20 protein-coding genes are annotated in these 19,151 nt (G+C 65.5%); 9 read left to right on the top strand and 11 right to left on the bottom strand.

Going from position 1 to position 19,151, the window contains the following annotated elements; all coding sequences use genetic code 11:
* Positions 1 to 16: 16 nt before the first annotated feature.
* The 4 genes from QRN13_RS08285 to QRN13_RS08270 all read right to left on the bottom strand — a co-directional run bounded on the left by QRN13_RS08285 (position 17) and on the right by QRN13_RS08270 (position 5,041).
* On the bottom strand, positions 17 to 355 hold the full coding sequence (locus QRN13_RS08285) for a hypothetical protein (protein WP_284877547.1): 339 nt from the start codon (positions 353 to 355) through the stop codon (positions 17 to 19).
* Positions 356 to 394: 39 nt separating this feature from the next.
* Entirely contained in the window at positions 395 to 961 is a 567-nt protein-coding gene (locus tag QRN13_RS08280) for a GNAT family N-acetyltransferase (RefSeq protein ID WP_284877546.1), read from the bottom strand.
* Positions 958 to 3,177 carry a S9 family peptidase gene (locus tag QRN13_RS08275; RefSeq protein ID WP_284877545.1) on the bottom strand — a complete coding sequence of 740 codons (2,220 nt, stop codon included), beginning with the start codon at positions 3,175 to 3,177 and terminating at the stop codon, positions 958 to 960. Before QRN13_RS08275 ends, QRN13_RS08280 begins: the two co-directional genes overlap by 4 nt.
* Positions 3,178 to 3,256: 79 nt before the next feature.
* The gene (locus QRN13_RS08270; RefSeq protein WP_284877544.1) at positions 3,257 to 5,041 is read right to left on the bottom strand and encodes an acyl-CoA dehydrogenase; all 1,785 of its coding nucleotides are present in this window, start codon (positions 5,039 to 5,041) and stop codon (positions 3,257 to 3,259) included.
* A gap of 134 nt (positions 5,042 to 5,175) precedes the next feature.
* Here QRN13_RS08270 and QRN13_RS08265 point away from each other — a divergent pair, with 134 nt between their 5' ends.
* Together QRN13_RS08265 and QRN13_RS08260 are read left to right on the top strand one after the other, a co-directional pair.
* Positions 5,176 to 5,727, top strand: coding sequence for a cytochrome b (locus QRN13_RS08265; protein WP_284877543.1), 552 nt, complete (start codon positions 5,176 to 5,178; stop codon positions 5,725 to 5,727).
* Positions 5,724 to 6,641 carry an L-threonylcarbamoyladenylate synthase gene (locus QRN13_RS08260; RefSeq protein WP_284877542.1) on the top strand — a complete coding sequence of 306 codons (918 nt, stop codon included), beginning with the start codon at positions 5,724 to 5,726 and terminating at the stop codon, positions 6,639 to 6,641. Before QRN13_RS08265 ends, QRN13_RS08260 begins: the two co-directional genes overlap by 4 nt.
* Here the strand turns inward: QRN13_RS08260 and QRN13_RS08255 are convergent.
* The 5 genes from QRN13_RS08255 to QRN13_RS08235 form a co-directional block, all read right to left on the bottom strand.
* Positions 6,601 to 7,704 (bottom strand): patatin-like phospholipase family protein, encoded by a 1,104-nt coding sequence (locus QRN13_RS08255; RefSeq protein WP_284877540.1) that lies wholly within the window; start codon positions 7,702 to 7,704, stop codon positions 6,601 to 6,603. The two genes, QRN13_RS08260 and QRN13_RS08255, sit on opposite strands and share 41 nt — an antisense overlap.
* 18 nt (positions 7,705 to 7,722) lie before the next feature.
* Positions 7,723 to 8,565, bottom strand: a complete 843-nt coding sequence (locus QRN13_RS08250; protein WP_284877539.1) for a 3-hydroxybutyrate dehydrogenase — start codon at positions 8,563 to 8,565, stop codon at positions 7,723 to 7,725.
* A gap of 53 nt (positions 8,566 to 8,618) precedes the next feature.
* On the bottom strand, positions 8,619 to 9,389 hold the full coding sequence (gene yaaA, locus QRN13_RS08245; protein ID WP_284877538.1) for a peroxide stress protein YaaA: 771 nt from the start codon (positions 9,387 to 9,389) through the stop codon (positions 8,619 to 8,621).
* Positions 9,390 to 9,464: 75 nt separating this feature from the next.
* Positions 9,465 to 10,202 carry an arginyltransferase gene (locus QRN13_RS08240; RefSeq protein ID WP_284877537.1) on the bottom strand — a complete coding sequence of 246 codons (738 nt, stop codon included), beginning with the start codon at positions 10,200 to 10,202 and terminating at the stop codon, positions 9,465 to 9,467.
* 114 nt (positions 10,203 to 10,316) lie between these two features.
* A complete protein-coding gene (locus QRN13_RS08235) occupies positions 10,317 to 11,207 on the bottom strand; it encodes a flagellar motor protein MotB (RefSeq protein ID WP_055753623.1) in 891 nt (296 codons plus the stop codon).
* 116 nt (positions 11,208 to 11,323) lie between these two features.
* Here QRN13_RS08235 and QRN13_RS08230 point away from each other — a divergent pair, with 116 nt between their 5' ends.
* Positions 11,324 to 12,184 carry an NAD(P)-dependent oxidoreductase gene (locus QRN13_RS08230; RefSeq protein WP_284877536.1) on the top strand — a complete coding sequence of 287 codons (861 nt, stop codon included), beginning with the start codon at positions 11,324 to 11,326 and terminating at the stop codon, positions 12,182 to 12,184.
* A gap of 3 nt (positions 12,185 to 12,187) precedes the next feature.
* On the opposite strand, the gene QRN13_RS08225 is transcribed toward QRN13_RS08230, so the two are convergent.
* Entirely contained in the window at positions 12,188 to 12,679 is a 492-nt protein-coding gene (locus tag QRN13_RS08225) for a GNAT family N-acetyltransferase (protein WP_284877535.1), read from the bottom strand.
* Complete coding sequence (gene hemB, locus QRN13_RS08220) at positions 12,679 to 13,677, bottom strand: porphobilinogen synthase (protein ID WP_284877534.1); 999 nt, start codon at positions 13,675 to 13,677, stop codon at positions 12,679 to 12,681. The genes QRN13_RS08225 and hemB overlap by 1 nt, the downstream gene beginning before the upstream one ends.
* A gap of 112 nt (positions 13,678 to 13,789) precedes the next feature.
* Between hemB and QRN13_RS08215 the strand changes: the two genes are divergently transcribed.
* From QRN13_RS08215 to QRN13_RS08190, 6 genes are all read left to right on the top strand, one after another.
* A complete protein-coding gene (locus QRN13_RS08215) occupies positions 13,790 to 14,626 on the top strand; it encodes a class I SAM-dependent methyltransferase (protein ID WP_284877533.1) in 837 nt (278 codons plus the stop codon).
* 131 nt (positions 14,627 to 14,757) lie between these two features.
* Positions 14,758 to 15,984, top strand: a complete 1,227-nt coding sequence (gene hemA / locus QRN13_RS08210; RefSeq protein WP_284877532.1) for a 5-aminolevulinate synthase — start codon at positions 14,758 to 14,760, stop codon at positions 15,982 to 15,984.
* Positions 15,981 to 16,169, top strand: coding sequence for a DUF6898 family protein (locus QRN13_RS08205; protein ID WP_284877531.1), 189 nt, complete (start codon positions 15,981 to 15,983; stop codon positions 16,167 to 16,169). The genes hemA and QRN13_RS08205 overlap by 4 nt, the downstream gene beginning before the upstream one ends.
* 547 nt (positions 16,170 to 16,716) lie before the next feature.
* Positions 16,717 to 18,000: a serine hydroxymethyltransferase gene (gene glyA, locus QRN13_RS08200; protein ID WP_039245111.1), complete on the top strand. Its 1,284-nt coding sequence runs from the start codon at positions 16,717 to 16,719 to the stop codon at positions 17,998 to 18,000.
* 7 nt (positions 18,001 to 18,007) lie between these two features.
* Positions 18,008 to 18,478, top strand: coding sequence for a transcriptional regulator NrdR (nrdR, locus tag QRN13_RS08195; protein ID WP_039245113.1), 471 nt, complete (start codon positions 18,008 to 18,010; stop codon positions 18,476 to 18,478).
* A complete protein-coding gene (locus tag QRN13_RS08190; RefSeq protein ID WP_284877530.1) occupies positions 18,478 to 19,098 on the top strand; it encodes a RibD family protein in 621 nt (206 codons plus the stop codon). The genes nrdR and QRN13_RS08190 overlap by 1 nt, the downstream gene beginning before the upstream one ends.
* The last annotated feature ends 53 nt before the right edge of the window (positions 19,099 to 19,151 follow it).

Here is a 19,151-nt window from a genome sequence, read left to right as displayed (position 1 = left end):
AGAGGCGCGAGGTGTGTCAGACGATCAGGGGGCGGGGTGGTCCGGGTTCGGGCGCCAGCCGTTGCCCGGCCGGCAAGGCAGTCGGAACCGCGGCGATGCGCGACGGCGACAGGGTCGGACCGGAAACCGGCGCGGGGTCCAGCGTCGGTACCGCTACGCAGGCGACGCAGCAGACCATCGCCTTCATGGCCTTGGGCGCATGGTTCGGGGTCTGGTCGGGCGAAGACTGGCCTGTCTCATGGCCCGTCTCATGGCAAGGCGCGGCGGTCGCCGGCGACGCCGAGGCGCCGACCGCGCCGAGCGCCAGCACCGACAGGGCGCCGATCAGCAGCAACAGGGATTGAACGATCTTCACGGCGTCAGGATAGGCGTCGGGTGATGACGCCGCAATGCGTCAGCGCAGCGGCTTTTTGTCGACAAGCGGCAGGCCCGCCGCGTCGGGCGCTGTGGCGCCGCCATTGCCCAGCGCGCGCTGCATGAACACCACGTCGCGCCAGTCGTCGTGCTTCCAGCCGGCCGCCTTGAACACGCCGGCGTCGGTGAAGCCCCGCGTGCGGTGCAGGGCGATGGAGCCGACGTTCTCCGCATCACCGATGACCGCGACCATCTGACGAAGACCCATCACTTCGCAGCGGACGATCAGCGCATCGAGCAGGGCGCCCGCGACGCCGCGCCCCCTGGCCCAGGGCGCGACGTAGATGGAGTCCTCGACCATGTAGCGATAGGCCTGACGCGTACGAAACGGCCCGGCATAGGCGTATCCGGCGACCGCGCCTTCGATCTCGACCACAAGGCGCGGCAGGCCGAGCGCTTCCACGGCGGCGAGCCTTGCGGCCATTTCGGGCTCATCAGGCGCCTCCAGCTCGAAGGTGCCGCGCCCATTGGCGACGCTTTCGGCATAGATGGCCGTGATAGCGGCGATGTCGCCGGGACGGGCGTCGCGAACCGTTAGTGCGCTCACCCGTGCTCCCAGTCTTTTTCGATGGCCCAGACGGCGAAGGCGTAGTCGTGGGCGACTTCCTTCAGATAATCGAACCGCCCGGCCGCGCCGCCGTGACCCGCCTCCATATTGATCTTCAACAGCACGGGCTTGCCCGAGGTGGTCGCGGGTCGCAGCTTGGCCACCCACTTCTCCGGCTCCCAGTAGGTGACGCGCGGATCGGACAGGCCGCCTGTCGCCAGGACTGCTGGATAGGCTTTCGGCTCGACCTGATCGTAGGGGCTGTAGCTCATCATATAGTCGTAGGCGGCCGGGTCCTCGATCGGGTTACCCCACTCGGGCCATTCGGGCGGCGTCAGCGGCAGGGAGGTATCGCTCATGGTGTTGATCACGTCCACGAACGGCACCTGACCGATGATCCCGGCCCACAGGTCGGGCCGCATGTTGTTGACCGCACCCATCAAGAGCCCACCGGCGGATCCGCCCTGAGCGACAATGTTTCCGGCCGTGGCGTACTTCTTGTCGATCAGGTGTTCGGCGGAGGCGATGAAGTCGGTGAAGGTGTTCTTCTTCGTCATCTTCCGCGCGTCGAGGAACCAGCCCCAACCCTTGTCTGAACCGCCGCGAATATGGGCGATGGCGTAGATCCAGCCGCGATCGACCAGCGACAGCCGGTTGGTCGAGAAGCTGGCCGGCATGGGGATGCCGTAGGAGCCGTACCCGTAGAGCAGCAGGGGCGCCGAACCATCGACGGGCGTCGATTTGCGGCGCAGCACCGTCACCGGCACCAACTGACCGTCGGATGCCGGCGCGTTCAGCCGCTCGACCACATAGTCTTCGATGTTGTGACCGGACGGGATCTGCTGCGTTTTGCGCAGGGTCCGCTCGCGCGACGCCATGTCGTAGTCGAACGTCTGCGTCGGCGTAGACGGTGAGTTGTAGGTGTAGCGGGTGGTCGTCGTCTCGTATTCGGAGGCGCCGGCCAGCGACAGGGCGAAGGCCGGTTCGTCGACTGCGATCTCATGCTCGGCGCCGGTCCGATCGCGGATAATGATGCGGGTGTTTGCGTCTGCGCGTTCCTGACGCGCCAGGTGATCATTCGTCAGGTCCAGGCCTTCGATGAAGCGGCCCGGAGTGTGCGGCACCAGATCGGTCCAGTTCGCCTTGGCCGGCGTCGCGGTCGGGGCCTGGACGATCTTGAAATCGATGGCCTCGTCCGCATTGGTGCGGATCACCCAGCGGTCGCCCCAGTGATCGACGTCATAGCGGGTCGCCACCACGCGCGGCTCCAGCACAATAGGTTCGGCCGTCGGAGTCGCGGCGGGAATGTAGCGCGCCTCCGACGTTTCCTGGTTCTGAATGCCGATGACGATAAACTGGTCGTCGGCGGTGCGGCCCACGCCGATGAACATGCCGTCGTCGGCTTCCTCATAGACCAGGGTGGTCGCGCCGCCGCGCGCCGGGCGACGGAAGATCTTGTCCGGACGGCCGTTGTCGTCGCGGTTGGTCCAGAAGATCCACTGGCTGTCCGGCGAGAAGACGAAGTCGCCGGTGGCGCTGTCGATCACCTCGGGCAGCACCTCGCCGGTCGCCAGGTCCTTGACGTAGATCTTGTGAACCTCGGAACCCTGGGCGTCCTCGGCAAAGGCGAACAACGTGTGATCCGGGCTGTGGCTTGCGGCCGACACTTCCGAATAGGCCTTGCCCTTGGCCAGTTCGTTGGCGTCCAGCAGCAGTTGAGGGGTGGGCGCCATGACGAAGTTTTTCGTCACCGGCTGACCATCCACCATCCAGGTGCCCTGACGCTCGACGCGCATGTAGCGGGGGTGCTGATCGCCGGTCTGGTATTCGACATAGTAGTTCCAGCCGCCATCCGGCGCCGGAACCGAGCTGTCGTCTTCCTTGATGCGGCCGCGCATCTCCGCGAACATCGTCTCCTGCAAGGGCAGGGTGGAGGCCATCATGGCCTCGCGGTAGGCGTTCTCGGCGGTCAGGTGTTCCTTGACCTCGGCCTTGATCAGGGTCGGATCACGCAGGACCGCCTGCCAATTGTCATCCTTCATCCACTGATAGTCGTCGGTCCGGGTGCGGCCCAGTTGTTCGATGACGACAGGGATTTTCTTGGCGACGGGCGGCTGAGGCATGGGGGATCCGGTGGACTGATGGGCGAGCGCGGGGGAGGCCGAGACGGCGAGGGCGGTCGCCGCCGTGGACATGATCAGTTGCCGACGATTCATCGGACGCTCCCTGCTTGTTTGAAGGGCGGACCTTGAAGGTCCGGCCCCATCTACGTCAAACGAAGAAACGCCAAGCCGATCATCCGGCCAGCGCGTCCACCGTCATGCGCCGCAGCAGGTCGCCGCCCTGACCCACGGCCGCCAGGCGGCTGGAGACGTGGCCCAGCACATTGGCGGCATAGACTTCGTACAGGTCTAGCTTGCCCTGCAGCCACACCGGATCGCCTTCGTTGGCGTCCAGCTTCGCCTTGGCGGCAAGCGCACCCTTCGCCAGCATCCAGCCGCCGGCCACATCGCCCAGCAGTTTCAGATAGGCGTCGGCGGCCGCCAGCACATCGGCCGCCGCATTCGGATCGGCCTTCTGGTCCAGCAGCCACAGGGTCGCGTCCTCGACCGCCTCGATGGCGGTGGCGAACCGTTCGACCGGCTTGCCGCTGTAGAGCTTGCCGAGATCGACCAGCGTCGCCTTCATGTCCGCGATCAGCGCCTTGGCTGCATCGCCACCGTCCATCGACAGTTTGCGACCGACCAGATCCATGGCTTGAATGCCGTTGGTGCCTTCGTAGATCGGGGCGATGCGGGCGTCGCGATAGTATTGCGCCGCGCCGGTCTCCTCGATGAAGCCCATGCCGCCGTGGATCTGGACGCCCATCGAGGCGACCTCGCAGCCGATATCGGTGGACCAGGCCTTGGCGATCGGAGTGAACAGGTCCTCGCGCCCCTTCCAATGGCGGCGTTCCTCTTCGGTCCCGGCGTGGCGGGCCAGATCGGCGGCGACGCCGGTCGACAGGCACACGGCGCGCGCCGCCGAAATCTTGGCCTTCATGACGCTGAGCATGCGGCGCACGTCGGGATGGTCAAAGATCGGGGCGTTGGCCTCGCCGGTCCAGACCGAGCGACCCTGACGGCGGTCCAAGGCATAGGCGAGGGCGTGCTGATAGGCGCGTTCGGCGATGCCGACGCCTTCGACGCCGACGGCCAGGCGCGCCGCGTTCATCATCACGAACATATGGGCCAAGCCCTGGTTCGGCTGACCGACCAACTCCGCGGTCGCCCCTTCATAGCTCATGACGCAGGTCGGCGAGGCGTGGATGCCCAGCTTGTGCTCGACGCCGACCGGGCGGAAGGCGTTGCGGTCGCCGAGCGTACCGTCTTCCTTCACCGCAAACTTCGACGCCAGGAACAGGCTGATGCCCTTTGGCCCCTTGGGCGCGTCCGGCAGGCGGGCCAGCACCAGATGCACGATATTGTCGGTCGCGTCGTGGTCGCCCCAGGTGATGTAGATCTTCTGCCCGTTCAGCGCATAGGTCCCGTCGCCGTTCGGCGTCGCCGTGGTGATCAGCGAACCCAGGTCCGATCCGGCGCCCGGCTCAGTCAGCACCATGGCGCCGGTCCATTCGCCGCTGACCAGTTTTGTCAGATATTTGGCCTTCTGCTCTTCCGTTCCGACCTGCTCCAGCGCCTCGATCGAGGCCAGCGACAGCATGGGGCACAGGCCGAACGCCATGTTGGCGGCATGGACGGTCTCATAGGCCGCCAGTTCCAGCGCCTTGGGCAGGGCCTGTCCGCCGGCTTCGGTCGAGGCCGACAGCCCGGTCCAGCCGCCGGCCGCGAACTGGCGATAGGCGTCGGCGAAGCCAGGCGCGGCGGTGACGGCGCCGTTGGCGTAGGTCGAGCCCTTCTGATCCCCAATCCGGTTTAGCGGCGCCAGCACCTCTTCGGAGAACTGTCCCGCCGCCTCCAGAACGGCGCCGGCGACATCGGCGTCATAGTCGGGAAAGGCGCCGGTCGCCGCCACGTCGGCCATGCCGGCGACGGATTCCAGAGTGAAGGCCAGGTCTCGAACGGGCGCGCGATAGGTCATGGGTTTCCTCAATCGTCTTTGCGGCCTAAGTGCCGCGTCGGGGCTTGTCGCTGCAAGCGTCTTGGCGACGCGCCCCGTCTCAGTGCAAAGTGGCTGAATGCATGGTGACGCCGTGCCGTCGCGGAAGGGAAGACATGGGCGAGCCCCGCAATCGATATTCGGTCGTTTCCCTGCTGATGCATTGGGGCATCGCCGCCGCCGTTCTGGCGCAGGTGCTGCTGATCACGGCGCATGAGAATACGGAAGGGCCGATTTCGGGCCAGTTCGTCATGCTGCACAAGTCGCTGGGTCTGACGATACTGGTGCTGACCCTTGCGCGGATCGGATGGCGTCTGGCGCATCCGGCGATTCCTTTGCCGTCGGCCTTGCCGCGCTGGCAGAAGGTGGCGGCGCGCGCGACGCACGTCCTGTTCTATCTGGCTCTGATCGTCATTCCGATGACCGGCTGGCTCGCATCATCGGCGGGCGGGCGCGTGATCGAGTGGTTCGGCCTCTTCTCCTGGCCCCTGCTGCCCGTCGGCGGCGGGCGTGAAGCGGCGCGCAGCCTGATGGGGCTGCACGAACTGGCGGTGAAGGGTATCTATGTCTTGATCGCCCTGCATGTGATCGCGGCGCTGAAGCATCAGTTCATTGATCGGGACAATGTGCTGCACCGGATGATCCCGATCATCCCGCGCAGACCGTGAGCCAAACGCCGCTGCAAGCCGCTCAGGCGCTGGCGAACGGCGATCTGATCCTGCTGCCGACCGAGACCGTTTATGGACTGGGCGCCGACGCGAGCAATGCCGAGGCGGTCGCCGCCATCTTCGCCGCGAAAGGGCGGCCGAAGTTCAATCCGCTGATTTCGCATGTCGTGGATGTCGATGCGGCGGCCAAGATTGGCGAGTTCGGCCCGCTCGGACTTGCCTTGGCGGACGCCTTCTGGCCCGGACCCTTCACCCTGATCACGCCAATCTTGGACACGCGCAGCGTCTGCGACTTGGCGCGCGCCGGATTGGACAGCGTCGCGATCCGCGTTCCGGCGCATCCGGTGGCGAGGGAAGTGTTGGCGGCGTTCGGCGGCCCAGTCGTGGCCCCCTCGGCCAATCGTTCCGGCCGACCGAGCCCGACGACCTTCACAGATGCTTTCGAGGAGACGGGCTTTGCGGTCTCAGCGGCTGTCGATGGCGGGCCTTGCCGGATCGGTCTGGAAAGCACGGTCGTGTCGGTGCTGGGGGGACGGGTCGCCCTGCTGCGTCCAGGCGCCATCACCCGATCCGAGATCGATGTGGTCGTCGGTCCCATTGAAGAGGGCGTAGAGGGGCATCGTTCGCCCGGGCGAATGACCCTGCACTATGCACCGGATGCTCCGGTTCGGATCGAGGCCGGCGCTGCGCGTGACGGCGAGATCCTGCTCGGCTTTGGCCCTGACGCCGGTGAGCTGCGCTGGAGTCTGAGCCCGTCGGGCGACCTGCGCGAAGCCGCCGCCAATCTGTTCCGACTGCTGCGCGACGCCGACCGCACACGGCCGACGGGTATCGCCGTGTCGCCGATTCCGACGACGGGACTGGGTGAAGCCATCAACGACCGTCTGCGCCGCGCCGCAGGCTTTGTCGGCTAGCCGAGCGGGCCTGAAGATCGACGCTGGACTGGCGTCCGACGCTGCCCAGGCACGCATTCAACCAATCGTCGGCGGCCGCACGTCCCCGCGCCTTCAGGTCGTTGAGGAAACCCCATTCGGTGTTGAACTTAGATCGCAGCGACAGGTCCGAGAGCCAGCCGTCCGCCTCAATGGCGTGCAGTCGGACGTGCCGATAAGGTCCAGCGCCGCCGCCTTTCAACTGTCCATGTTCGATTAGTTCACCCGCCAGGGCGATGGCGCGCAGTTCTGCGACCAGCGGCGCGTTGAAGACGATCTCGTTCAGCCGATCGACGATGTCGCCTGCGCTTTTAGGCGTCTCGTCGCGCACCATCGGATTGAGTGTGATCAACAGCACGTCGTCCGGCGTGTCATCTCCGGTCAACGGCCACAGCGGCGGATTGGTCAGATAGCCGCCGTCCCAATAGGGCTCCCCGTCGATCTCTACGGCTTGAAACAGATGGGGCAGGCAGGCCGACGCCATCAGGACATCGGCGTTGATCTCATTCGTCTGGAAGATGCGCGCTTTCGCCTGGCGCACAGCGGTGGCGGCGACGAAAAGCCGGATGTCCGAGGCCTGGACGGCGCCGAAATCGACCGAGGCCTGCAAAACCCGTTTCAGAGGGTTATGGTTCAGCGGATTGAATTCATACGGACTCATCGACATCGCCAGCGTCTCGCCCGCGCGCCAGAATGGGTTGTCCTTGATCCAGTCGGGCGTCCGCGCTGCATTCCAGATCGCGCTGTCGCCGAAGACGTTGCGACCGCCGGACTGGTTGACCTCTCGCCAGAGCTTGTCCAACGCGGCGCGGCCATCCCCTGACGCGAGGCCCGACACCAAGGCCGTGCCGTTCATCGCTCCCGCTGAGACGCCGGACACCGCGCGAATATCAAGCCGATCGTCTTCCAACAGACGATCCAGCACGCCCCATTGGAAGGCGCCGTGTGCGCCGCCGCCCTGAAGTGCAAGGCAGATGGGACGTCGGGCGGGAGAGGCGGGAACGGAGCCCGCCGCCTCGGCGGTCTTGCGCTTAAAAATCGCCATGACCGCCGCCTTCCTTAGCTACTGCGCGGTCCAGCCGCCGTCGATGGAGAAGCTGGCCCCGTTGGCCGAGGCGCCGAGGTCGCTGACCAGGTAAAGGAAGATGCCGGTCAACTCCTCCGTCGTGACGAACCGCTTTGTCGGCTGGGCCGCCAGGATCACGTCCGTCAGCACCTGCTCCTCGGTCATGTTTCTCGTACGGGCCTGATCCGCGATCTGCTTGGTCACGATCGGCGTCTCGACAAAGCCGGGGCAGATGGCGTTGCAGGTGATGTTGTCGCGCGCCAGTTCCAGCGCTGCGGTCTTGGTGAAGCCGATGACGCCGTGCTTTGCCGCGACATAGGCGGACTTGAACGGACTGGCCACCAGACCGTGCGCAGAGGCCATGTTGATGATCCGGCCGCGCCCCTCCGCCTTCATGATCGGGATCGCCGCGCGCGTGGCGTAAAAGGCCGACGACAGGTTGATGGCGATGATCTTCTCCCACTGGTCGGTGGGGAAGTTCTCGACGGATTCGACGTGCTGGATGCCGGCGTTGTTGACCAGAATGTCCAGGCGTCCCAGTTCGCGTTCAGCGAAGGCGATCATGTCGGCGATTTCGTCACCGCGCGTCATGTCCGCCGGATGATAGAGGACGCGAACGCCAGATGAGGCCTCCAGATCGGCGCGAGTGCGCTCGATCTCCGCCGGGTCGCCCAAGCCGTTCAGAACGACTTCACCACCGCCTGCCGCCACGGCCCGCGCCAGAGCCAGTCCGATGCCGGAGGTCGAGCCCGTAATGACCGCGACCTGCCCTTTCAGATCGCCGATACCGCGCGCCCCCTGACTGTCGGCGCCCGTGGAGTCCTTAGGCTCTTGCGACATGAATCCGCCCCTTCGTTTGTTTTGGCGAGATTAGCGGGAGGTCGATGTCGGGATCAAGAATTTCCCGATCTGATGAATATCCACTCGGCGTCGGTCGAGGCGGCCTTGTCGAACGCATAACCGTCGCGGTCGAAAGCCTTCAGGTCGGCGACCCGTTCCACGCGTTCGTCGATCGCGAACCGCGCCATCGCCCCGCGCGCCTTCTTGGCGAAGAAGGAGATGATACGGCTCTCGCCATTCTTCTCTTCCCGGAACTGGGGCGTGACGACAGGCAGTTTCAGAGCCTTTGCATCGACGGCCCCGAAATATTCCTGGCTGGCCAGATTCACCAACGTCGGATCCGGCTGGCCTTCGGCGTCTTCGTTCAGTTGTTTGGAGATCCGGTCGCCCCAGAAGTCGTACAGGCTCGCGCCGCGGCGCGTCTTCAGCCGCGTGCCCATCTCCAGGCGATAGGGCTGAATCCGGTCAAATGGACGCAGCAGGCCATAAAAGCCTGACAGGATGCGCAAATGGTCCTGGGCGAAAGCCAAGGCGTCGGCGTCCAGTTCACGCGCTTTCAAACCCTCATACACATCGCCGGCAAAGGCGAAGGCCGCCTGAACGCCGTCTGTGGATTCAGGATCGAAAGCCTTGAAGCGCGCGGCGTTCAGGGTCGCCAGATCGTCCGAAATCCCCATCAGCCGACGCAGGTCCGCCTTGGTCTGACGCTTGGCGGTTTTGGACAGGCTGGCTGTATCTTCGACGAACCGGCGGTCACTGCCGGGAATAGCCGCATCGGCTTCGGTGAAATCCAGGCGCTTGGCCGGGGAAAGAACAATCAGCAAGACGCGGCTCCGTAATGTCGCCGCCCACATAGGATGCTTCGATGACGATTTGAACCGGCTGCGGCGAAGGGCCCGTCAGGCGTCCCGGCGTGACCAGCCGAGCTTGCCGAGAGTTTCCATCGGGCGGAAGTCGGCCTTGTAATCCATCTTGGCCGAGCCCTGGACCCAATAGCCAAGATAGATGAACGGCAGGCCGACGATGGCGGCCTGGCGCACATGATCCAGGATGGCGAACCGGCCCAGGCTGCGCCGCTCCATCGTCGGATCATAGAAGCTGTAGACCATCGACAGCCCGTCCTTCAGCAGGTCCGTCAGGGTTACTGCGACCAGATCGCCCGGCCCGCCGTCGGTGGAGGGCAGACGGTATTCGATCAGATGGGTGCGCACGGCCGTGTCCTCGACCATGGCGACGTAATCCAGCCAGCCCATGTCGCTCATGCCGCCGGTCGGATGGCGCGTGGTCAGGTAGCGGCGCAGAAGCTGGAACTGCTCGGTCGTCGCCTCCGCTTCGACCAGGTCGCGCGAGAGGTCGGCGTTGCGGGCCAGAACCTTGCGCTGCGAACGGCTGAACGTGAACTCTGGCACCGGCAGCCGCACCGAGACACAGGCGTCACACGCCTCGCAGGCCGGGCGATAGGCGATGTTCTGGCTGCGGCGAAAACCCGCCAGCGTCAACTCGTCATTGACGTGCGCGCCGTCCGAGAAGGGGAGGTTGGCGAAAACCTTCCGCTCCGTCTTGCCCGGCAGATAGGGGCACGGCGCGACCGAGGTCATGAAGAAGCGAAGCTGTCGGGTCGGTACGTGCTGGGTCACGGCCTCAGGTCCGCATCCGATCTTGCCAATATTGCGACGACACAACGCTCATCGTTCGATTTGGCGTCATCCGTGCTTCGGCTGCAAGCCTGTTCGCGTTGCAGCCGAGGCGGGTCACAGCGAGGTGTCCGACGGCAGGACCGGCGCCTCGCGCAACAGGACGATGGCGATGCGGCGGTTGCCGGCCAGGGTCGGATCGTCGGGGTAGAGCGGGTCGGACCCCGCCTTGCCCGCCACAGAATAGACCCGGTCGGGATCGACGCCCGAACCTTGCAGCACCAGACGCGAGCCGTTGGCGCGCTCGGACGACAGGGTCCAGTCCGCAGGGGCGCTGGCGCGGCTGGAACCGGGCGCGGCGCTGGTGTGTCCGGTGATGGAGATGCGGTTCGGCAACTGGTTGATCACCTTGGCCACGGCGCGCAGCAGCACCTGGGCGCGGGCGTTGGGGCGCGCAGAGTTGTTGTCGAACATCGACCGGCCTTCCTGATCGACCAGCTGGATGCGTAGCCCCTCGGGCGTCTGGTCCACGATCAGCTGTTTCGACAGTTCGGCCAGTTCCGGCATCGACTGCATGGCCTGACGCAGTGATTCGGCGGCGCTGGCGAACTCGGCGGCCTCGCGCTTCTGGATCTCGGCCTGGAGAGCCGAGTCGCTGGCGGACGACAGGCTGGAGCCCGTCTGATCGGTCGCGGGCGCCTCGGGCGCCAGTTCTTCCAGCACAGACTGCGAGCCGGCGCTTTTGACGCCGTCGTCGCCCAGCGATGTGCCGCCCAGAATGCCGCCGGAACCCGACGTCGTCTCGGACACGCTGGCGGGCGCGAAATACTCGGCGATGCCGCGTTTCTGCTCCGGGTCGGTGGTGTTGATCAGCCACATCAGCAGGAAGAAGGCCATCATTGCGGTCACGAAGTCCGCATAGGCCACCTTCCAAGCACCGCCGTGGTGGCCTCCGCCGGAGACCTTCTTCACCTTCTTGATGAGGATCGGACGATCGCTCACGGACATGGACGCGCACCCCGACGAATGGTGTCCCATTGTGGGCTGGCCAAGGTTAACCGGGCGTTGACCTTGAACCCCGGCGCGGCGGGGCCTAGTCCGACGGCAGGATCAAGGAGCCTGTCATGAAGATCGCATTCGCCGGCCTGGGCGTCATGGGCGCCCCGATGGCCCGTCATCTGATCGAGGCGGGCCACGACGTGACCGGCTTCAATCGTACTGTGGCAAAGGCCGAGGCCTGGGCTGCGGCGACGGGCGGCAAGGCGGCGGCGACGGTGGCTGAGGCGGCCCGGGGCGTCGACCTGTTCATCCTGTGCGTCGGTAATGACGACGACGTGCGGGCCGTGGTGACCGAGGCCTTGCCGCATCTGTCGGAGGCCGCCGTGATCGTCGATCACACCACGACCTCGGCCAAGGTGGCGCGCGAAATGGCCGAACTGGCGAACGGGCAGGGGCGGTCGTTCATCGACGCGCCGGTGTCGGGCGGCCAGGCGGGCGCCGAGAACGGACAACTCAGCGTCATGGCTGGCGGGGATGCCGCCGCCCTGGCGACGGTCGAGCCCGTGGTGAAGGCCTATTCCAAGGCGATCAAACATATGGGACCGGCCGGCTCGGGCCAGCTGACCAAGATGGTCAACCAGATCGCCATCGCCGGCGTCGTCCAGGGCTTAGCCGAGGCCGTCCACTTCGCTCAGGTGGCGGGACTGGACACCGACGCCGCCTATGAGGCCGTGTCCAAGGGCGCCGCGCAAAGCTGGCAGATGGACAATCGCTGGAAGACGGCGGCCAAGGGCGATTTCGACTTCGGCTTCGCCGTGGACTGGATGCGCAAGGACCTGGGGCTGGTGCTGGACGAGGCGCGCGCAAACGGCGCGCGCCTGTCTCTGACGGCCCTTGTCGACCAGTTCTACGCCGAGGTTCAGGCCATGGGCGGAAACCGCTGGGACACCTCCAGCCTGGCGGCGCGACTGCGACCTCGCGACTGACGCCTAAAGCCGGCGGTGCATGATGTGCAGGCCGACCAGGCCGTGCGTCGGGTGATCGAACGCTTCGGGAACCGTGCCCACGATCTCGAAGCCCAGCTTCTTCCACAGCGCCACGGCGACGGTATTGGTCTCGACCACGGCGTTGAACTGCATGGATCGAAAGCCGGCATTCCGCGCGAAAGCCAGCGCGGCCTCGCCCAGCGCCCGGGCCACGCCGCGCCCTCGCACTTCGGGCGCGACCATGAAGCTGCCATTGGCCACGTGGGCGCCGTTTCCCTGCTGGTTCGGAATGATCTTGGCGGCGCCCAGCACCTGGCCGTTCTCAACCGCAACCAAGGTTCCGCCCGGCGCTGGCGGCGTCCACATGGCGTGCGCCTGCGCCTCGTCCATGTCCAACGGATAGGTATAGGTCTCGCCCGCGCGGGTGACGGTCTCGATGATCGGCCACAGGCCCGGCCAGTCGGCCTTCGTGATCGGCCGGATCTCCACGCCCATCAGCCCAACAGCCGTGCGGCCTGCGGTGCGAAATAGGTCAGCACGCCCGCGCAACCCGCGCGCTTGAACCCGTGCAGGGTTTCAAGCATCGCACGGTCCTGGTCCAGCCAGCCATTGGCGATGGACGCCTGCATCATCGAATATTCGCCCGACACCTGATAGGCGAAGGTGGGTACGCGGAAGGTCTCGGACACGCGCCGGACGATATCCAGATAGGGCATGCCCGGCTTGACCATCACCGCATCGGCGCCTTCCGACAGGTCCATCGCCACCTCCTTCAGAGCCTCGTCGGAGTTGGCGTAATCCATCTGATAGGTCTTCTTGTCGCCCTTCAGCATCGCCGAGGAGCCCACCGCGTCGCGATAGGGGCCATAAAAGGCCGAGGCGAACTTGGCGGCGTAGGACAGGATCAGCGTGTCCTGAAATCCGTTGGCCTCCAGCGCCTCTCGCACCGCCTGGATGCGGCCATCCATCATGTCCGACGGGGCCACGACATCGGCGCCGGCATGGGCGTGGATGAAGGCCTGTTCGGCCAGACGGTCCAGCGAGGCGTCGTTGGCGATCCGGTCGCCTTCCATCACCCCGTCGTGGCCATGGTCGGTGTAGCAGTCCAGGGCGACGTCGGTCATGACGCCGATCTCGGGCGCGGCGTCCTTGATCGCCTTGATGCAGTCGGGAATCAGGCCGTCGGGGTCGGTTGCGCCGGTGCCGACCGCATCCTTGATCGCGCCATCGACATTGGGAAACAGGGCCACCATCGGAATGCCGAGGTCGCGCGCCTCGACCGCCGCCGCCGCCGCCGCCTTGGGCGAAAGCCGAAACACGCCGGGCATGGAGGCGACCGGGACGCGATCCTCGGCGCCGTCATGGACGATCAGCGGCCAGATCAGATCGGCCGGCGTCAGGGTCGTTTCCGCCACCAGCCGCCGCACCCACGGGCTGGACCGCAGGCGGCGCGGACGGGCGAGCGGGAAGGGGGCGGGCTGATAGGGAAGCATGGCGAGACCTTGGAAACTCCAGCGTCGGACTAGCGCCGCAACGACCGGTGCGCAAATCGCGTGATGCGTCGGATCGTTTCGTGCGTGATGACGGCTTGCGCGGATCGGCGAAATGCGAGCCTATCGCGACAAATCGATGGAGACGGTGATGATCGGCAAATTGGCGGCGGGTGCGACGGCCCTGGTTCTGGCGGCGGGTCTGTCCGGCTGCATCATCATCGACTCGGACGGCGGAGAGCGGACCGTCGTCGCCCCGGCGGCCGACGCGCAGCCAGCGGGCTATTCCAGTCTCTACGCCGATGCGGTCGCCGATCCCAAGCGTCCGGCCGAAGAGGTCGCGCGTGATCCGCTGCGTCACCCGGCCGAGATTCTCGCCTTCGCCCAACTCGAGCCGGGCGACAAGGTCGCCGACATTCGCCCCGGCGCCGGCTATTTCACGCGCCTGTTTTCCGACGTGGTTGGCCCGACCGGCCGGGTCTACGCCTTCGTGCCCGAGCGGACGATGGCGCGCGAGAACGCCGGGGCCGATGCGCTTGTCGCCGCCTATTCGAACGTGACGCGCGTCAACGGCCTGCTGGACTCCATGACCTTCGCCGAGCCGCTGGACATGATCTTCATGAGCCAGGAATACCACGACTTCCACATCCCCGGCTTCAACACCGACGTGGCGAGGATGAACGCGGCGGTGTTCGCGGCGTTGAAGCCCGGCGGCCGCTACATCCTGATCGACCATGAGGCGGCGCCCGGCACGGGCATCTCGGCGGTTCAGACCCTGCACCGCATCGAAGGCGACTATCTGAAACGTGAGGTCGAGGCGGCCGGCTTTGTCTTCGAGGGCGCGAGCCAGGCCGTCGCCAATCCCGCAGACGACCACAGCCTGAACGTCTTCGACGAGAAGATCCGCGGCAAGACGGACCAGTTCGTCTATCGCTTCCGCAAGCCGGGCTGATCGATCTCAATACTGAGAACCGTTATCAATTAAGGGTTTGGGGCGTTTTGTCCATGCGGCGGACATGGACAAGCCCGCTTCGGGAGAGCAAACAACGCAGAGACATCGCCATAAGCGAAAGAACGCGTAGTTTGTTCGACTATAAGGCCGCCTTTAATAGCTCCGTGGAGCAGGTTCGCAGCGAAGGGCGCTATCGCGTCTTCGCCGATCTGAAGCGCGTGCGCGGTCAGTTTCCGCAGGCTGTGCGCCGCCGCGAGGATGGCTCCGAACAGGACGTCGTCATCTGGTGCTCCAACGACTATCTCGGCATGGGCCAGCACCCCGTCGTGCTGGACGCCATGCATAACGAGATCGACGCGGTGGGCGCCGGCGCCGGCGGCACGCGCAACATCTCTGGCACGACCCGCTCCGCCGTCGATTTGGAAGCCGAACTGGCCCACTGGCACCAGAAGGAAGCAGCCCTGCTGTTCACCTCGGGCTATGTCGGCAACGAGGCGACGCTGTCGACCCTGCAGAAGATCCTGCCGGGCCTGATCACCTTCTCCGATTCGCTGAACCATGCCTCGATGATCGCCGGCATCCGCCACGGCGGCGGCGAGCGTCACGTCTTCATGCACAACGACCTGGCGCATCTGGAGGCCCTGCTGGCGTCGGCGCCGGCCGATGCGCCCAAGCTGATCGCGTTTGAGAGCGTCTATTCGATGGACGGCGACATCGCCGATCTGGCCGGCACTATTGCGCTCGCCAAGAAATACGGCGCCCTGACCTATCTGGACGAGGTCCATGCGGTCGGCCTGTATGGTGAGACTGGCGCAGGCGTCGCTGAGCGCGACGGCGTGCTGGACCAGATCGACATCATCGAATGCACCTTGGGCAAGGCGATCGGCGTAATGGGCGGCTATATCGCCGCCGACGCCATGATTATTGATGCGGTGCGCAGCTGGGCCTCGGGCTTCATCTTCACCACCTCGCTTCCGCCGGCCCTGACCGCCGGCGCCTTGGCCTCTGTGCGTCACCTGAAGGCCCATCCCGAACTGCGCGTCCAGCATCAGGAACGCGCCGCGACGCTAAAGGCCCGCTTCGCCGCCGCCGGCATCCCGGTGATGGAAAGCGAAAGCCATATCGTCCCGGTGCACGTCGGTGATCCGGTCCACTGCAAGATGATCTCGGACATGCTGTTGGACGAGTACGGCGTCTATGTTCAGCCGATCAACTATCCGACCGTGCCCAAGGGGACCGAGCGCCTGCGCTTCACGCCGTCGCCGAACCACACCGACGCCATGATGGATCATCTGGTCCAGGCGATGGACAAGCTGTTCGCCCACTGTAACGTGGCGCGCCGACCCGTCGCCGCATGACGACGGGCGACGACCTCGGAGAGGTCATCGTCGAATTCACCCGAAACGGCCCCTACCTCAAATGCTCGGCCGTCCATGTCGCGACGGGCCGGGAGGTCAGCGCCATGGGGCCGGTCAATGAACCCAAGTCCGTCGAACGGGTCGCGATCGCCAAGCTGAGGCGGGCCTTGTCCAGCGGGCTTTAAAACAGCGCGATTGAATCGACTCTGACGTTGAACGATGGTTCCCTTCGCACTTGGGAGGATACCATGTTGCAACCTGGCAGCCCGCCAATTTTAGGGTTTGGCGCGTTCTCGATTTTTGCAGCTCTAGCAGGTCTCGTCTTGCTGGTTGGGGCGGACCATTCTGCGCCAGGATGCACCGGTCCGAGAGTTGAGCGTTGTGACTATCTTGATACGGCCAAGACTGCCGTATCGACGCGAAGCTGGCGTAAATTTAGACCAGACTACGGTTACGAGATCATCGATCTAGGATCGTCGGTTCGTGTACAGCAATATCTTCCCAACGGCTCCTTGGCCTTGTTTGAGGGACCGGCCGTTGTGATTGACAAGGCAAGTTGCAGGGTCTGCTTTTTCCAAGTTCGAGAACCCACGGATTATGATAAGAATATAAGGTTCTCGCGCTTCCCCGGCCCTACGCCGTAAGCGGCTTATCGAAGGCTGACCACAAGATGTTGTGGTCGCGCGCGGCTGGGGATAGATAGGCCAGCTTCTGATTTCCGGGGATTCCAGCGTGACGGCCTTCACCCACGACGCCTATTTCACCAAGACGCTCGCTGACGCCGACCCGGATGTCTTCAAGGGCATTCAGGGCGAGCTGGGCCGTCAGCGCGAACAGATCGAGCTGATCGCTTCCGAGAATATCGTCTCCCAGGCGGTGCTGGACGCGCAGGGTTCGGTCCTGACCAACAAATACGCCGAGGGCTATCCCGGTCGTCGTTATTACGGCGGCTGCGAGTTCGTTGACGTGACCGAGGATCTGGCGCGCGAGCGGGCCAAGCAGCTCTTCGGCGCGGCCTTCGCCAACGTCCAGCCTCACTCGGGCGCCCAGGCGAACCAGGCGGTCTTCTTCACCCTGCTGCAGCCCGGCGACACCTTCCTGGGCATGGATCTCGCCTGCGGCGGACACCTGACGCACGGTTCGCCGGCGAACCAGTCGGGCAAGTGGTTCCGCCCCGTGACCTACAAGGTGCGCGAAGACACCCATCTGATCGACTACGACCACGTCGCCGAAATGGCCGAGCGTGAGAAGCCCAAGCTGATCCTCGCCGGCGCCTCGGCCTACAGCCGCCACATCGACTTCAAGCGCTTCCGCGAGATCGCCGACAGCGTCGGCGCCTATCTGATGGTGGACATGGCGCACTACGCCGGCCTGATCGCCGGCGGCGCCTATCCGGACCCGGTCCCGCACGCCCACGTCGTCACCACGACGACGCACAAGACCCTGCGCGGTCCGCGCGGCGGCATGATCCTCTCGAACGACGTTGATCTGGGCAAGAAGATCAACTCCGCCGTCTTCCCCGGCTTGCAAGGCGGCCCGCTGGAACACGTCATCGCCGCCAAGGCCGTGGCCTTCGGCGAGGCGCTGAAGCCCGAGTTCAAGGGCTATGCCCAACAGGTGGTCAAGAACGCCCAGGCCCTGTCCGGCGTCCTGATCGAGCGCGGCCTGGCCATCGTCTCGGGCGGCACCGACAGCCACTTGGCCCTGGTCGACCTGCGGCCCAAGGGCGTGACCGGCAAGGCGACCGAGCATGAGCTCGAAAAGGCGCTGATGACCTGCAACAAGAACGGTGTGCCGTTCGACACCGCTCCGTTCACCGTCACCTCGGGCGTCCGCCTGGGCACGCCGGCCGGCACCACGCGCGGCTTCGGCGAGGAAGAGTTCAAGCAGATCGGTCACTGGATCGCCGACGTCGTCTCGTCGATGAACGGCGGTGACGAAGCCGATCCGGCCGTGGTCGCAGGCGTCGCGGCCCAGGTGCGAGAGTTGACGCACCGCTTCCCGATCTACGGATAACCGCCTGATGAAGTGCCCCTTTTGCGGTCATCAGGACACCCAGGTGAAGGACAGTCGGCCGTCGGACGACGGCTCGGCCATTCGACGCCGCCGGTCCTGCCCGAACTGCAACGGGCGCTTCACGACGTTCGAGCGCGTGCAACTGCGCGAACTGGTCATCCTGAAGCGCAATGGACGGCGCACGCCCTTCGATCGCGACAAGCTGGAACGCTCGCTGGGCGTGGCCTTGCGCAAACGCCCGGTTCAGGCCGATCAGGTCGAGCAGATGGTCAACCGGATCGTCCGCCAGCTGGAAAGCCTGGGCGAGACCGAAATCCCGTCCAGCACGGTCGGCGACTTCATCATGAAGGCGCTGAAGGGCGTGGATGAGGTGGCCTATGTCCGCTACGCCTCGGTCTACAAGGATTTCCGCCACACCGGCGACTTCGCCAAATTCCTCGGCGACGAAGGGTTCGACGAACCGTCCGGCAAGGCCTGATGCGGGTCACGCTGAAACTGGCGACCTCCCTGGACGGGCGCATCGCCACGGCCTCGGGCGAGAGCCAGTGGATCACCGGCGAAGCGGCGCGGCTTGAGGGTCACCGCCTGCGCGCCGCCCACGACGCCATCCTGGTCGGTGTCGAGACGGTTCTGCACGACAATCCCGAACTGACCGCTCGTCTGCCGGGCCGCAGCGTTGATCAGCCCTTGCGCGTCGTGCTGGACAGCCGGCTGCGCACGCCGCAGGCGGCGAAGGTCGCGGGCGAAAACACCCTGATCCTGACCGCTGTGGAGCCGCGCAGTATCGGCGCCGCCAAGGTGGTGCAGATCGACGCCAAGGATGGTCGTCCCACCATCCCCGCCGTGCTGAAAGCCCTGGAAATCGCTGGTGCAACCTCGCTTCTGATCGAAGGCGGCGGTCAGGTCGCGGCCTCCTTCCTGCGCGCCGACGCCGTCGATGCGCTGGAATGGTTTCGCGCTCCGATCCTGCTGGGCGGGGAGGGGCGGCCCTGCGTCGCCGCCCTGGCTCTTGCAAAGCTGGCCGACGCCCCCAAGTTCCGTCGCCTGGGCGTCGCGCCCGTCGGGGACGATCTGTGGGAACGCTACGCCCGTCTCTGACGCCGTCCAATTAGACGATTAGACGAATTAGACGGTATTTTTCTCCCAAGGGG

Origin of the sequence: Brevundimonas sp. MEB006b, from assembly GCF_030209705.1 — a bacterium.
Classification (GTDB): domain Bacteria; phylum Pseudomonadota; class Alphaproteobacteria; order Caulobacterales; family Caulobacteraceae; genus Brevundimonas.
This window is presented reverse-complemented; position numbering and strand designations above follow the sequence as displayed.